The sequence below is a fragment of the Streptomyces sp. NPDC058086 genome, assembly GCF_042885015.1.
Classification (GTDB): Bacteria; Actinomycetota; Actinomycetes; order Streptomycetales; family Streptomycetaceae; genus Streptomyces.
This window is the reverse complement of record NZ_JBHVST010000029.1, coordinates 40751-53609: the sequence shown is the minus strand read 5'-3', so window position 1 is coordinate 53609 and position 12859 is coordinate 40751. Positions and strand designations below refer to the sequence as shown.

General features: G+C 70.5%; 12 protein-coding genes and 2 pseudogenes. 5 read left to right on the top strand and 9 right to left on the bottom strand.

Annotation, left to right across the window (positions count from 1 at the left end):
- Positions 1-510: 510 nt before the first annotated feature.
- Entirely contained in the window at positions 511-1233 is a 723-nt protein-coding gene (locus ACFVWD_RS23370; protein ID WP_389598632.1) for a TetR/AcrR family transcriptional regulator, read from the bottom strand.
- A 50-nt stretch (positions 1234-1283) separates the two neighbouring features.
- Here ACFVWD_RS23370 and ACFVWD_RS23365 point away from each other — a divergent pair, with 50 nt between their 5' ends.
- Complete coding sequence (locus tag ACFVWD_RS23365; RefSeq protein ID WP_389598630.1) at positions 1284-2906, top strand: FAD-dependent oxidoreductase; 1623 nt, start codon at positions 1284-1286, stop codon at positions 2904-2906.
- A gap of 190 nt (positions 2907-3096) precedes the next feature.
- Positions 3097-3324: pseudogene (locus ACFVWD_RS23360) on the top strand (FAD-dependent monooxygenase); the annotation flags it as partial.
- Positions 3325-3473: 149 nt separating this feature from the next.
- Here ACFVWD_RS23360 and ACFVWD_RS23355 read toward each other — a convergent pair.
- Together ACFVWD_RS23355 and ACFVWD_RS23350 are read right to left on the bottom strand one after the other, a co-directional pair.
- Positions 3474-4364, bottom strand: coding sequence for an NAD(P)H-binding protein (locus tag ACFVWD_RS23355; protein ID WP_389598628.1), 891 nt, complete (start codon positions 4362-4364; stop codon positions 3474-3476).
- 213 nt (positions 4365-4577) lie between these two features.
- Positions 4578-5098, bottom strand: a pseudogene (locus ACFVWD_RS23350) (maleylpyruvate isomerase N-terminal domain-containing protein); the annotation flags it as partial.
- On the opposite strand from ACFVWD_RS23350, the gene ACFVWD_RS23345 reads away from it, so the two are divergent.
- Positions 5031-5792, top strand: a complete 762-nt coding sequence (locus ACFVWD_RS23345; protein WP_389598627.1) for a CocE/NonD family hydrolase C-terminal non-catalytic domain-containing protein — start codon at positions 5031-5033, stop codon at positions 5790-5792. The pseudogene ACFVWD_RS23350 and the gene ACFVWD_RS23345 sit on opposite strands and share 68 nt — an antisense overlap.
- On the opposite strand, the gene ACFVWD_RS23340 is transcribed toward ACFVWD_RS23345, so the two are convergent.
- Entirely contained in the window at positions 5693-6970 is a 1278-nt protein-coding gene (locus tag ACFVWD_RS23340) for a bifunctional pirin family protein/GNAT family N-acetyltransferase (protein WP_389598625.1), read from the bottom strand. The genes ACFVWD_RS23345 and ACFVWD_RS23340 overlap by 100 nt on opposite strands.
- A gap of 77 nt (positions 6971-7047) precedes the next feature.
- Between ACFVWD_RS23340 and ACFVWD_RS23335 the strand changes: the two genes are divergently transcribed.
- Positions 7048-7530 (top strand): carboxymuconolactone decarboxylase family protein, encoded by a 483-nt coding sequence (locus ACFVWD_RS23335; protein ID WP_389598624.1) that lies wholly within the window; start codon positions 7048-7050, stop codon positions 7528-7530.
- Positions 7531-7643: 113 nt separating this feature from the next.
- Positions 7644-7937 (top strand): hypothetical protein, encoded by a 294-nt coding sequence (locus ACFVWD_RS23330; protein ID WP_389598622.1) that lies wholly within the window; start codon positions 7644-7646, stop codon positions 7935-7937.
- Here the strand turns inward: ACFVWD_RS23330 and ACFVWD_RS23325 are convergent.
- The 5 genes from ACFVWD_RS23325 to ACFVWD_RS23305 all read right to left on the bottom strand — a co-directional run bounded on the left by ACFVWD_RS23325 (position 7934) and on the right by ACFVWD_RS23305 (position 12590).
- The gene (locus ACFVWD_RS23325; protein ID WP_389598621.1) at positions 7934-9331 is read right to left on the bottom strand and encodes a hypothetical protein; all 1398 of its coding nucleotides are present in this window, start codon (positions 9329-9331) and stop codon (positions 7934-7936) included. The two genes, ACFVWD_RS23330 and ACFVWD_RS23325, sit on opposite strands and share 4 nt — an antisense overlap.
- Positions 9328-10554 (bottom strand): glycosyltransferase, encoded by a 1227-nt coding sequence (locus tag ACFVWD_RS23320; RefSeq protein ID WP_389598716.1) that lies wholly within the window; start codon positions 10552-10554, stop codon positions 9328-9330. Before ACFVWD_RS23320 ends, ACFVWD_RS23325 begins: the two co-directional genes overlap by 4 nt.
- A gap of 220 nt (positions 10555-10774) precedes the next feature.
- Entirely contained in the window at positions 10775-11284 is a 510-nt protein-coding gene (locus ACFVWD_RS23315) for a hypothetical protein (RefSeq protein WP_389598619.1), read from the bottom strand.
- A gap of 8 nt (positions 11285-11292) precedes the next feature.
- Positions 11293-11799: a SigE family RNA polymerase sigma factor gene (locus ACFVWD_RS23310; RefSeq protein WP_389598617.1), complete on the bottom strand. Its 507-nt coding sequence runs from the start codon at positions 11797-11799 to the stop codon at positions 11293-11295.
- A gap of 269 nt (positions 11800-12068) precedes the next feature.
- Complete coding sequence (locus ACFVWD_RS23305) at positions 12069-12590, bottom strand: HAD domain-containing protein (protein WP_389598615.1); 522 nt, start codon at positions 12588-12590, stop codon at positions 12069-12071.
- Between the last annotated feature and the right edge of the window lie 269 nt (positions 12591-12859).

Sequence of the window (12859 nt, the reverse complement as noted above, 5' to 3'; positions counted from 1 at the left end):
GTCGATCAGCCGTCCTCACACCTACCGGCGAGGACGGTGCCCCTCCACGGTTACTCGGCTGCGGCGGGTCGGCGCCCATTCGTGTCAGGCGGACCGAGGAGTTGGAAGGCGTCGTCGACCGCGTCCGGGAAGTCGTCGGCCGGCTCCCGGCCATCGTGCGCGACGCGTCCTGCTGGAAGAGGATTCCATGGCCCGGGTCCGTCGTCGCTCCTGCCCCCAGATCCCCTTTCCGGCGCCCGCCGACGCTGAGCAGTGGCGGCCGGTTCGGCAGGAGTTCGCGAGCGCCGCCCCCGACTGGCGCCTGGTCGTGGCACGGCACAGCAGAATGGGAACAAAGCACCACGAACTGCCAACAGGCCGCGCCCGTAGGCCACTTCCAGGGACAGAGGGAGGCGCCGGACTACCCCATGACCGGGGCGGCCGGCCGCCCGTTCGACCCGCCGTCGACTGATCCGCGGATCACCGCGGCGCCACCCTCGGCCGCCTGGGCGGCATGAGGGCGCCGTCGGGCTAGCGGTGTGCGAGGCCGTCGATCATCAGGGCGAGGGTGAAGTCGAACCGGTCGTGGCCCTCGCCGGCGGTGAGCTCGGCCGCGTAGCGGGTGGTGTGAGGGAAGGTCTCGGCAGGCAGCGCGGTCAGTCGGCGCTGGAGCTCGTCGGTGTCGAGGACCCAGTCCGCCTCGTTGTGGACCTTGCGCTGCTTCACGATGGAGATTTCCAGGCAGTACCCGGCCACGTACAGCAAGAGGGCGTCGATGGCCCAGGCGGCGGCCTGCGGGGCCACGCCGCCGACGAGCAGGATCGCCAGCATTCCTTCGCTGACCCGCACGGTCTCGAGGTCGGTGGGGGCCATGGCGAGCGCGGCGCGGGAGATTCCGGGGTATTTCAGGTACTGGTCGCGCATCTGCGTGCACACGCTACGGATCTGCTCCCGCCAGGCTGCGGGGTCTGGCTCGGGTAGTACGAGCTCGGCGCACAGCCGGGCGATGAGCAGTTCGTCGAGGTCGGCCTTGTTGACCACGTGGGCGTAGAGCGAGGCGGGTCCGGTGTCGAGCGCCCCGGCCAGTCGGCGCATGGTCAATGCCTCGTAGCCCTCTGTGGCGATGACGCCCAGCGCGGTGTCGATGACCTGCGGCACGGTGATCGGGGCCGTGCGCCGCCGCGGCCTGGGGGCGGCTTCGGCCTCGGGGTTCGGCAGCTGGTGGCGCGCCGCGCGTCGCTCTCTCGGGTTCACCCGACCACTATAACTTGACACGAACGCCGTTCGTGAATAGAACACTGTTCGTGAACATCGATGTGAACCAGAATGTGGACGTGACCGTGGTCGGAGCCGGGCCGGTGGGCCTCGTGCTCGCCGCCGAGCTGGCGCTCTCCGGGGCGACGGTGCAGGTACTCGAGCGGCGGCCCGAGCCGGACGAAGCGATGAAGGCGCAGTCGATCAACATGCCGACGGCCGAGGCACTGGACCGTCGCGGCCTGCTGCCCGCCGCCGAAAAGGTGCAGCGAGAGATACTCGAGCGGATGGGATCGTTCGCCCGCATGGTCGGCGACCGGACGCCCGGTGAGGATCGGCGAGCGCCCGACTCGCGGTTCACCGGGCACTTCGCGGGAATGATCCTCGACGCCGACCTCGTGGACTGGTCCGATCCCGATTTCGCCGCGCACACAGCGGCCGACGGAGCGCGGATGGTGCCGCAGCGTGAGCTGGAGGCGCTGCTCGCCGAGCACGTCGCGCGACTCGGCGTACCGGTGTGTCGCGGGGTTGAGGTCACCGCGCTCGAAGACACCGGCGACGGCGTGCTCGTCGGCACTACCGCCGGCCCGGTGCGCACCAGGTGGCTGGTCGGGTGCGACGGCGGGCACAGCGCCGTACGCCGCCTCGCGGGCATCGACTTCCCCGGCACCGACCCCGAACTCACCGGGTACCAGGCGGTCGTCGACATCGCCGACCCGGAGAAGCTCGCGAACGGATGGGTGTGGTCGCCCGAGGGGGTGTACCGCTGCGGGCCACAGCCCGGGCGGGTGGCCACCATGGAGTTCGACGGTCCTCCCGCCGACCTCCCCCACGCCCGGCTTCGCTCGCGCGGGGGGACCCCCATGGCGCCGGTCACCCTCGAGGAGCTGCAGACCAGCCTGCGCCGGGTCTCGGGGACCGACGTCACGCTGACCGCGCTGCGCGCCACCCCGACCCGCTGGACCGACAACACCCGCCAGGCCGCGGCCTACCGGTCGGGACGGGTGCTTCTGGCCGGCGACGCCGCGCACGTGCACCCGCCGTTCGGCGGTCAGGGGCTCAATCTCGGGGTCGGCGACGCGATGAACCTCGGGTGGAAGCTCGGTGCCGTGGTTGCCGGGTGGGCATCCGAAGGGCTGCTCGACACCTACGACGCCGAGCGCCGTCCCCTCGGCGTCTGGGTGCTGGACTGGACGCGGGCCCAGATCGGGGTGCTGCGCGGGGACGCCAAGTCGGCCGCGCTCCGGGAGGTCGTCGCCGATCTGCTGAGCACTCGGGCGGGTACGACCTACGCGGTCAAGAAGATCTCCGGTGTCACGCAGCGCGTCGACCTGCCTGGCGACCATCCGCTGGTCGGCCGGTTCGTCCCCGACCTGTGGCTGAGGGACGGCTCCCGTCTGGTCGATCACGGTCATGGCGGCGGGTTCCTGCTGCTCGACCGCACTCCGGACGGCGCGTTCGCCCGGCTTGCCGCGGCCTGGGCCGGGCGAGTGAGCAGCGTGACCGACGACCACGCGACGCCGACCGGGGTGTTGGTACGCCCGGACGGGGTGGTCGTCTGGGCCTCCGACACCGCTGACGCCACCGGCATCGCCGCCGTCACCGGCCTTGAAGCCGCCCTGCTCCGATGGGCCGGCGCGCCGTCCTCACCCGAGCACGAGCCGGTGGGCTGAACCCCTGTCCGTGTCGACCTCAGCCGATGGGAACAACCACTCCGTCAGCCGGGGCACATCCCTTTCCGCGGCCCCGAACTGTCAGCCACGGGGAACCAACATGGGTTTCGAGGCTGCTCGGGGCCGGTTACGGCGGCGTCGGTTCGGTCGGCTTTTGGAGGGTGGTGATTCCGGTGAGGATGAGGTCGATGCCGGCGAGGGCGCCAACCTCGCCATGTACGAGGGCGCCGAGCTCGGCAAGGCCATCGCCGCGCACCCGGACAACGTCGAGGCCGCGCTCACCGCGTACGAGGAAGCCCTCTTCCCGCGAAGCGCCGCTGCGGCCACCGAGGCTGCCCGAAACCACAAGCTGTGCTTCGACGACAACGCCCCACACAGCCTCATCGACCTCTTCACCAACCACGAGCATGCCGAGTGAACGTGACAGGCGGGACCTGTGAGCTCTCTGCCGCCAGAGCAACTTGATCTGGCGGACATGGACCTCCATGACGCCGGAGTTCCACGGCGGGGCGAGGCCAGAGCCCACAGGTGCATGGGAAGTGAGAGCGCGCGCCCGGGAAGGGGTCCTCAGCGGGTACCACGCGCCGTCTTGGGCGCGGGCCACCAGGCCGCGTCCGAGATCGGGGTTGCTGGTGAGCCGGTGAGTCGGGGGACGACGTCGGTCACCGCGGAGACCTCGCCTCTCTCGATCGCCTGGTACCACGAGATCCAGGTCTCGATCTGTTCCCCGCTCATACCCAGTCGCCATCGCCGTGCGAAGGCTTCCTCAAGGGTCTCGGGTTCGAAGCGGTAGGGCCGGCCGGTGGCCGCGGCGATCCGGGTGACCGCTTCGTCGAGGGTCAGGGCCTCGGGCCCGGTGATCTCGAGGGTCGCGCCGTCGTGCTCGGAGCGGGGACCTTCGTCGAGGGCGACGGCCGTGATCACGTCGGCGATGTCCTCGTGGGTGACGAAGGCGGCCCGGCCGGTGCTCGCGGGGCCGCTCACGACGAATTCCTCGTTGGCGAGGGCGGCCGGGGTCGACGCGTAGAAGCCCGCCCGGAGCAGCGTGTGGCGGATCCCGGCGCCTGCCAGGAACTGTTCGGTCAGCCACTGGTCGCGGGCGTTGACATAGGTGGCGGTGGGCGCCGCGCCGACGAGGGACACATACAGGACCCGGTCCACACCGACCGCGAGCGCGGCCTCGACCGCGGTGGCGTGTTCCTCCAGCCGGCGCCCCGTGCGGTGTCCGGAGACCAGGATGAGGGTCGACGCGCCTTCGAGCGCCTTGCGCATGTCCGAGGCGTCGGCGTAGGCGGCCGGACCGCGTCGCTGGGCGCCTGGCAGTTCGGGCATGCGGTCGGGGTCGCGTCCGACAAGGAGTTGGGGGACGCCATGGTCGGCGAGTCGGGCCGCGATCCGGCTGCCCAGCGCCCCGGTCACCCCGGTGACCGCCACGGTGGCGTGGTTCCCCTCAGACATGGGTTTCCCTCCGTCCCGAGCGGCCGGCGACAGCGGAACCCTTGCCTCCGATTACGTACATGGAAGTCGATCACGTGCGAAAGTGCGACGCAAGCCGCACATGGGAGTTGGGGAGCACGACGAGTGAAGTCCACGGACCTAGGCGATCGGCGTCCCTCCAGCCACGCCCGCAGCTGCTTGACCTGCCCGTACGCCTCGTCAGCGGTGACCCACGCCGGTGCCGACCAGCAGCGCGTCCTTGTCGGACAACGACACGGGGAACGCGGCCCGGGCGATCTTCTCCAGCATCTCGCGTGACCGAGTAAATCCCTGCGCGGGCGGTCCCGCCATGCCTGGGAGATGCGCGACCAGGTCGAGGTGGTGCAGCGTCCACTCCAGGACGTACGCGGTTAGGTAGTCGCCCGCGGTGAGGACCTCGTCGCGGGTGCTGACCCGGAGGCCCGGGCCGACGAGTTCGGCGGAGCGACCGGCGGCGGAGCCGACGTCGTCCAAGTGGAACTTGAGCAGCCGCGGCTCCTCGTACGCGGCGGCCAGGCGGACGGTCAGCGCGTCGAGCGGGTCGTCACCGGTAGGCGGCGTTTCGGCGACGTCCCAGTACGTCGCGGCGTCGCGCGTAGGTTCCGTTTCGGCGGGGGCACGGGGGTGAGCAGGACGTCCTGTGCGTCGATGATCAGGTGGCACACCAGGTCCCGTACGAGCCAGCCGGTACTCCACGAGAGTGAGAAGAGATTCACGGGTGTACGGGTGTACGGGTGTGCGGGTGCTCCTGCGAGGTCAGTATCTGATCGGTGGAGTCTCGTTCGACTCGGTGGAGGTGAGTTCGGTCTTGTCGTGACAGGCCACGAGGTGCGTTCCCTGTGCTTCGAGCCGGACTGGGCCCGGATCACCGGCCAGACGACGGCCGGGGCGAGGCGGCGCGGACAGACCGAACCGGCCGCGGAATCGGTCGACTTGGCGGGACCGGTCTCCCTCGAACTCGCTCTGACCGCCACCGGCCCGTCCACCGACCTCTTCGTGAAGCTGCTGGACGTCCATCCCGACGGGGAAGCCGAACTCGTCGCCCGCGGACGCGTCCACCTGGACCCTCCGGAACGGCAGCTGACGCTGTCCCTCGGCCACGTCGGACACCGGCTAAGGCCCCACGTTCACAGCGGCGGCTTCCCCGAGTTCGTCCTCCCAGGGCGTCCAGCCGTGCTTCGACGAAGGCAGGCTTCCGCCCCCGGCCTCGCACCGGCGCCTGCGCGGTGTCGGCTTCGCCGGGGAGCGGGGCCTCTTCGAACCGGTGCTCGTGACGTTTCCCGCCCGGGGCACCGCAGGGAGGTGCGGGGTCAGCCCAGTTCCGTGTCCAGCCACGCCAGGACCTCGGGGGTCACGGGGTCGGTGATGTCGGCGAACTCGTCGTGCTTCTTCAGGAACTTCGCGACGTAGGGGCACACGGGAACTATCCGCATACCGAGGTCGCGCACGTCGGTGAGCGCGTGCTCGACCAACCGCGCGGCCAGGCCCTGCCCGGCGAAGGCGTCGTCGACTTCCGTGTGGAAGAACACGCGCTGTTCACCGCGGTCGCGATAGGCGGTGAGGCCGGCGCGCTTGCCGTCGACCAGGATTTCGTAGCGATGCCTGGCGTCGTTCCGCTCGACGGTCGGAGCGGCGGGAGACTCGGTCATGAGATGCCTTTCGGGTGTGGGTCGGTGACGCGGCGGGTTGCCGCGCGGCGCGATGGTGGCATGCGGAAGAACGGGAGCGGGAAGACGGTCTCCCGGGTACCCCTCGACGGCGCCGAAGCGATCGGAGGCGTTCGCCCACTCCTCCCGGGCGCGGACGATGTCCTCATGGCTACGGCCGATGAAGTTCCACCACATGACGATCTCCTCCTCGAACGGGGTTCCGCCGAGCAGTACGGTGCGAGCCGGGTCGTCGGACTCGTTCACCAACGTCAGAGCTGCGGTTCCGGCCGGGGCGTAACCCAGCTCCGCCGGACGCAGCAAGGTGTCCGCCAAGCGGACGTCTCCGTGGTCGACGAGCAGCCCGTGCTCGAAGCCGGGGTCCACGGCGAACGTGACCGTCGCGCGCGGCTCGAGGACGATCTCAGCGCCGAGGAGGGGCGTGAAGGTGCGCACCGGGGACTCTCGACCGGCGAGGGAGCCCAGGAAGACCCTGATCTCGGCCCCGTCGATCCGCAGGGGCTCGGGTACGTAGTGCTGGAAGTCCCGCTCGGCGTGCCGGTGTTCCTCGGGCAGCGCCACCCACAGCTGGACGCCGTGCAGGACCGTGGTGCCCGGGGTGGACACCTCCGAGTGGCTGATGCCGTGGCCGCCCGTCATGAGGTTCAGCTCGCCGGGCCGTACGTATGCGTGGCTGCCGAGGCTGTCGCGGTGCTCGATCTCCCCGCTGAACAGCCAGCTCACCGTCTGCAGTCCGGTGTGCGGATGCGGGGCGACGTCCATGCCGCCCGTCTCGGCTATGTCGTCGGGACCGTAGTGGTCGGCGAAGCACCAGGCTCCGATCAGGGTCCGCGCGCGCTGCGGCAGCGTGCGCCGCACGGTCATCGCGCGCGGGCCGCCCAGGGGTACGTCACGTGGGGAGAGGACGTCGACTTCGCTCACCGGGAACCGCCTTCCGTCACCATGATAGTTTCATATTCAACAACGATACTCGGAGCAGAGTAGGACGGAGTCCGGGGTTGAGCAGCCACGCGACAGGATCCGCGACGCGGCGGATCTTCATCGACAAGCAGAGCCCGAAGGCGTACCACGCGCTGGTCCAGACGTCGGAAGCGGTGCGCGCGACTGCCGCCGACGCGGGACTCGACCGGACCGTGGTGGAGCTGATCAACCTCCGCGTGTCGCAGATCAACGGCTGTGCCTACTGCCTCAACGTGCACACCCGGGCCGCCCTGCATGCGGGCGAGACGGCGCAGCGCCTCGGAGTACTGGCCGCCTGGCGGGACACCGAGCTGTTCACTCCCGCGGAACGCGCGGCTCTCGCGCTGGCGGAGGCTACGACCGAGCCGACCGACGCCGCCGCGCAGGAGGCCGCCTGGGCGGCCGCCCGTGACACCCTCACCGACGACCAGATCTCCGCGGTGATCTGGGTGGCGATCACCATCAACGCGTTCAACCGGGTCTCGATCATGAGCAAGCACCCGGTGCGTTCGGAGCGCTGATCCGGGGGCGGGGGCGGTGTCGCCCCCTCGGTCCGGTCGGCGACCAGCCGCTCGGGGCCTGGGCGGTGATCTACGACAGCGAGCACCACTCGCCCCCGGACGAACGTGCCCTCATGAGTACTCTGGCCGACCTGGCAGACCAGGCACTCAGACGCATCCGATTGCAGCAGGCCCGCGTCGAGCTCGCCGCGGCACTCCAGCAGAGCATGCTGCCCACACTGCCTGAGCATCTCCCGGGCCTGGAGGTCGCCGCCCGCTACCGGTCCAGCCGCGACGGGCTCGACATCGGCCGGGACTGGTGCGACGCCTTCGTGATGCCCTGCGCCGGTGTCGGCCGTTTCGGTGCGCGCCTTGCTTCAACGGGCTTGGTCCGGATCTCCGCCGGGGGCCGTAGGAACGGCGGTTAGGGAACGCCGAGTTCGAACAGGGCGTACCCCGCGTAGGAGCCGGAAGCGAGCGCGGCGATTCCGAGGACGGTGCACAGCACCGGCGTGCTGAGCCGGCGCATGGCGACGGCGCATGGGATGAACAGGGGGAAGGCCGGGAGAAGGTAGCGGGAGATGTTGCCGAAGATCTGCTGGCTTCCCAGGACGAGCGCGATCGTCAGGAGGGTGTGGACGACGAGGACCGCGGGCGGGCGGAGCCGGAGCAGCAGGGGCAGGAGGATCAGGGCCAGCAGGACCGTGCCGACGCCGATGAGGTCTTCGTAGGGGTAGGCGAAGAGGTAGTCGAAGTGGCCCACCGGGAGGGATGTGAACACGTCGAGGGTGTGTTTTCCGTAGTCGAACGTGTGGGCCCAGGCGCCTTCCTGGAGTTTGAAGTACCCGTTGTAGTCGCCCATCCGGTGTCCCACCCAGCCGAGGTAGCCGAACAGGCCGAGAGGGGCGATCGCCACGGCGGCCAGTGGGCGCAGCGCCGTGACCCGGTGCCTCGTCCCGTCCGGGCCGGGGGCGTCTCCCCAGCGGCGGACCTCCCGCCGTTGCCGGTGTATGGCCAGCAGCGCCGCGACGGTGAGCGCCGCGATCAGCGCGGTGGCCGTCGGACGGGTGAGACCCGTGGCGCAGGTCAGGATGCCGGCGGTGAGCCAGTGGTGGCGCATGACGGCGTAACAGGCCCAGGCTGCGAGGGCGACGTAGAGGGACTCCGAGTAGCCCGACCACTCCATGCCGGATCCGGGCCACACCGCCCAGAGGCCGGCTGCGGCCAGCCCGGCCCGCCGACCGCCGATCCGTGCGGTGACGGCGTGGATCGCCAGGGCGGCGACGAACGAGGCGGCGACCGAGACCAGCAGGCCGGCGCCGAACAGACCCAGGCCGGTGCAGGAGGAGACCAGCCGCATCAGGGCCGGGTACAGCGGGAAGAACGCCGCGGAGTTGCCCTCGATGGTGATCAGGCCGCCCGCACCGGGTACCGGGACGAGCGCGGGGTGGTAGCCGTGCGCGGCGATCTGCTGGTACCACCAGCCGTCCCAGGTGGCCAGGACGTCCCAGGCGTGGGCGCCGCCGCCGAAGCGGGGGTGCTTCTTGCGGAAGTCTCCGGAGGAGTCCAGCAGGTACATGAAGACGCAGAGGCCGATGAGCTTCAGCGCACCGTACAGCGCGAGCACCGGACCGTGGTGCTCGGCCGCCCGGCACAGTCGCGCCCACCGTTGGCGGGCGGCGGAGGTGAGGGAGGTGAGGGAGGGAGACGGGGTCGGGGGCGGGCTGGTGTCGTACGGCGGTTGCGTGGCGGGCGAACGGCCCTCGACGTGGGGCCCGTTGCCCTCGTACGACGCAGCGTTCGCGAGGCTCGGCTCGTTCATCGAGGTTCGGCTCCTGTTCCTTTGCCGCGGGGGGCGGCGGTGAACACCCAGGCCCGCAGGAGCAGAAAGCGCAGCAGTGTCGCGACCAGATTGGCGACGACGAGTACCGCGACTTCCGTGGGCCGCGCGGGCCCCGGCACCCAGCGGTGCAGCGCGGCGAGCGAGCCGCTGGTGAGCGCCAGGCCGAGGCCGAAGACCGCCAGGCCCTTGGCCTGGTGGCGCAGCGCGCCGCCCCGCCCGCGCAGCCCGAAGGTGAGCCGCCGGTTCGCGGCCGTGTTCGCGACGGCGCAGACGAGCAGCGCCCACGCGTTGGCGCCCTGCGGCCCCGCCACCGGGCGCAGGGCCGAGTAGAGGAGGACGTACCCGACCGTGCTCACCACGCCGATGGCACCGAAGCGCAGCAACTGGGCGGCCAGTGGGCCCGGGGGATTACCTCCGGTGGCGCGCCGCAGCCCCGCCGTCGGGAGCGTGCCACGGGCGAGCGCCCTGCCGATCCGGACGATGCCGCGCAGGTCGGCCACGGCCGTAGAGACCAGATCGACCCGGCTGTCGGGGTCGTCCACCCAGTCGACGGGCACCTCGTGGATGCGTAGCCCGGCCCGCTCGGCGATCACCAGCAGTTCGGTGTCGAAGAACCACTCCGAGTCCTCCACCAGGGGCAGCAGCCGCTCGGCGACGTCGCGCCGGACCGCTTTGAAGCCGCACTGCGCGTCGGAGAAGCCGACGGCGAGGGTGGAACGCAGCAGGACGTTGTAGCAACGGGAGATGATCTCCCGTTTGGGCCCGCGTATCACCCGGGAGCCACGGGCCAGGCGGGTGCCGATGGCTATGTCGGAGTGGCCGGAGATCAGCGGGGCGACCAGCGGGAGCAGCGCGTTCAGTTCGGTGGACAGGTCCACGTCCAGGTAGGCCAGCACCGGGGCGTGCGAGCGCGACCAGGCGACACGCAGGGCTCGGCCGCGCCCCTTCTCGGCCAGCCGTATCCACTCGGCCTCCGGCAGTTCGGCGGCCAGCCGGGCCGCGATCCGCGGGGTGTCGTCGGTGCTGGCGTTGTCGGCGACGGTGATGCGGAACGGGTACGGGAACGTCTCGCGCAGGTGCGCGTGCAGCCGCCGCACGCTCGGCTCCAGATCCGTCTCCTCGTTGAACACGGGGACGACCACGTCAAGTACGGGTTCCGGGTGGTCCGCCGGCAGCGGCAGCCGGAGCGGCAGTCGGTCCATGGGCAGTCCCGTCGCAAGGTTCATCGGGGCGGACCGTACGGTCTTGGTCATGGTTCATCCAGGTTTCTGTGCTGTCGCAGGGCATGCCGAAGGTGCTCACGGCGGAGCTGCGACGAGGGAGTAGGGCCGGCGGAGTAGCAGCGAGGAATAAGGCGCGGTGCGGAAGTTCAGTGGGGGAGTGGTCAGGACGGTGGTGCGGCTCGGCGGCGAGCGAGCGTGGCTAACCGGTGCCGGTCGCGCTGTTGAACGAGGAGGGCTGGAGTGTCGTCGTCGGTGGCGACGACGGCGTGATGCTTCCGCTCGGCGTGGCCGGGATGGTGGCCGGTGGACTGGCGGTCGCGGTCCCGGAGGGAGCCGTGGCTACCGAGCTCGAACTCTCCGTCGAGCTCCCTGACGTGATCGGCGTCGTGGGCGTGGTGGGGGCCGATTCGGTGGAGCTTGCGCTGGAGGGTTGGGTCGGGGACGGGGTGGTGGTCGGGGAGGAGGAGCCGGTTGAGGGCCGCGGCACAGGGGCCTGGGGCTGGTCGCGGTCCGGTGCTTGCGGCAGCAGGAACAGGCCGAGGCCGAGCCCGGCGGCCACCAGTACGGAGCCCACGGCCTTCTGCGCCGCGCGGACCCGGCGGCGGACGAGCACTCCCGTCCTGAGCCGGTATTGGTGTGCGGGCTCAAAAGGGGTGTACTCCTGGGCGTCGCGCATCATCCGCGCCAACTCCCGCTCGAAGTGATCCATGCTTCCCTTCACCCCACCGGCTCGATGACATCGCCCAGGATCTGACGCAGTCGCGCCACACCGCGTGACGCGTGGGACCGGGCGGTGCCCAGCGGGCATCCCAGTACTTCCGCGACCTGTTTCTCGGGCAGGTCCTGGTAGTAGCGCAGTACCACGGCGGCCCGCTGCCGGGCCGGCAGCTGGGCGAGGGCAGCCTCCAGCCGCGACCGTTCCACCACGGCAGCGGACTCGTCCCCGGTCTGCGCCAGGTCGGGCAACTGCTCCACGGGCCGCTCGCCCCACCACCGCCGGCGGGCGGAACGGGCGGCTGCGCGTGCCAGGATCTTGCGTACGTACGCCTCGGGCGCCTCGTCCGCGACCTTCGGCCAGACGAACCAGAGCTTGACCAAAGCCTCCTGGAGCAGGTCCTCGGCGCGGTGCCGGTCACCTCCGCAGAGCAGCCGGGCGAGGTGGAACAACGCCGACCAACGGGCCGCAACGAACCCGTCGAAACTCTCGGCCTGAGCCTGTTCCATCCGCACCGTCCCCGCACTTGCCAGCTTCGTACACCTGGAGAAAGACGTTGGTGAGGACCTCGCTATGCACTTCAGGCACGTGATGCGGGTCACGTTCGGCGAGGAGGCCGCAATTCGGGCCTGCCCCGGCTGCCAGGTATTTGGCCAACAGGGCACGGATGCGGGGCCGTTGCCCATCGGTCGGCTCGCTTACGGAGCCGCCGCGGCGTAGTGGGAGGTGTACTTGAAAGACGCCGGGAATGCGACGACTGCCTCAAGGGGACAGGGAGTCAGAACAGCTGTTTCAGCCAGGAGTCGAGAATCGAGTAGTCGTGAGCGGTCAGACCCTGTCGGGGATCGACCCGGTGGAGCAGGGCGTTCGCCGGGTGGTGAGCGGCGACCCAGGCCCGATCGGTGTCGGTGATCTCGTCGTCGACCCAGACGAAGGGGCGCCCCGCCGCCCACTCGACAAGGGTGCGGGTCTTCCAGTGCAGTCCGTTCCACTCGTCCTGATCATCGATGTCGGACGGTTCCGGCCAGAACACCACGGCCAGCTGCGGCAGACCAAGGAGCGGGGCGATGCACTCGTTCGCGTCGCCCATCCATGTCGTGGCCCAGACCACCTCGCACGGGAGCGCCGCCAGCCGCGGCCCGTGCGCGGGATCGAGACGGGCCAAGAGCGGATTCGCACCCGCATCGAGCGGTTCGAGGCGTGTCGCATGGGCCGGATACTGCTCGGGTGCCGCGCCGAACGGGATGAGCGGTCCGTCGACATCGAGAAACAGCAGCGGACGCCGCGGAGAACCAGTCACGCCGGCACGATAGCGGCAGATCACAACGGGGACCGGACCATCTCGATCACGTCAGCCCCGCGGCCGAGTCTGCCGGTCGTCCGTCAGAGGGAAGCAGGCTCGCGATCAGGTGTCCCTGAGTTCCCGCACTCCAAACCGTGGATACGTTGCGTGCGCAGTCGGCAGGCGGGCCACGGTCATGCCGCGGCCCCATGGAGTACCGCACGAGAGCGGAGGCAAAATCGCAATCCCACGTATCAGAACGGCCGCACGTCTGGGCCCGTGCGCTG

What these genes read in the sequence shown, in the direction of transcription:
- ACFVWD_RS23355 (WP_389598628.1), bottom strand. Translation starts at nt 4,364, where the DNA reads ATGTCTGAGGGGAACCACGCCACCGTGGCGGTCACCGGGGTGACCGGG.
- ACFVWD_RS23345 (WP_389598627.1), top strand. Translation starts at nt 5,031, where the DNA reads ATGATCAGGTGGCACACCAGGTCCCGTACGAGCCAGCCGGTACTCCAC.
- ACFVWD_RS23330 (WP_389598622.1), top strand. Translation starts at nt 7,644, where the DNA reads ATGAGTACTCTGGCCGACCTGGCAGACCAGGCACTCAGACGCATCCGA.
- ACFVWD_RS23325 (WP_389598621.1), bottom strand. Translation starts at nt 9,331, where the DNA reads ATGAACGAGCCGAGCCTCGCGAACGCTGCGTCGTACGAGGGCAACGGG.
- ACFVWD_RS23320 (WP_389598716.1), bottom strand. Translation starts at nt 10,554, where the DNA reads ATGGACCGACTGCCGCTCCGGCTGCCGCTGCCGGCGGACCACCCGGAA.
- ACFVWD_RS23315 (WP_389598619.1), bottom strand. Translation starts at nt 11,284, where the DNA reads ATGGATCACTTCGAGCGGGAGTTGGCGCGGATGATGCGCGACGCCCAG.
- ACFVWD_RS23310 (WP_389598617.1), bottom strand. Translation starts at nt 11,799, where the DNA reads ATGGAACAGGCTCAGGCCGAGAGTTTCGACGGGTTCGTTGCGGCCCGT.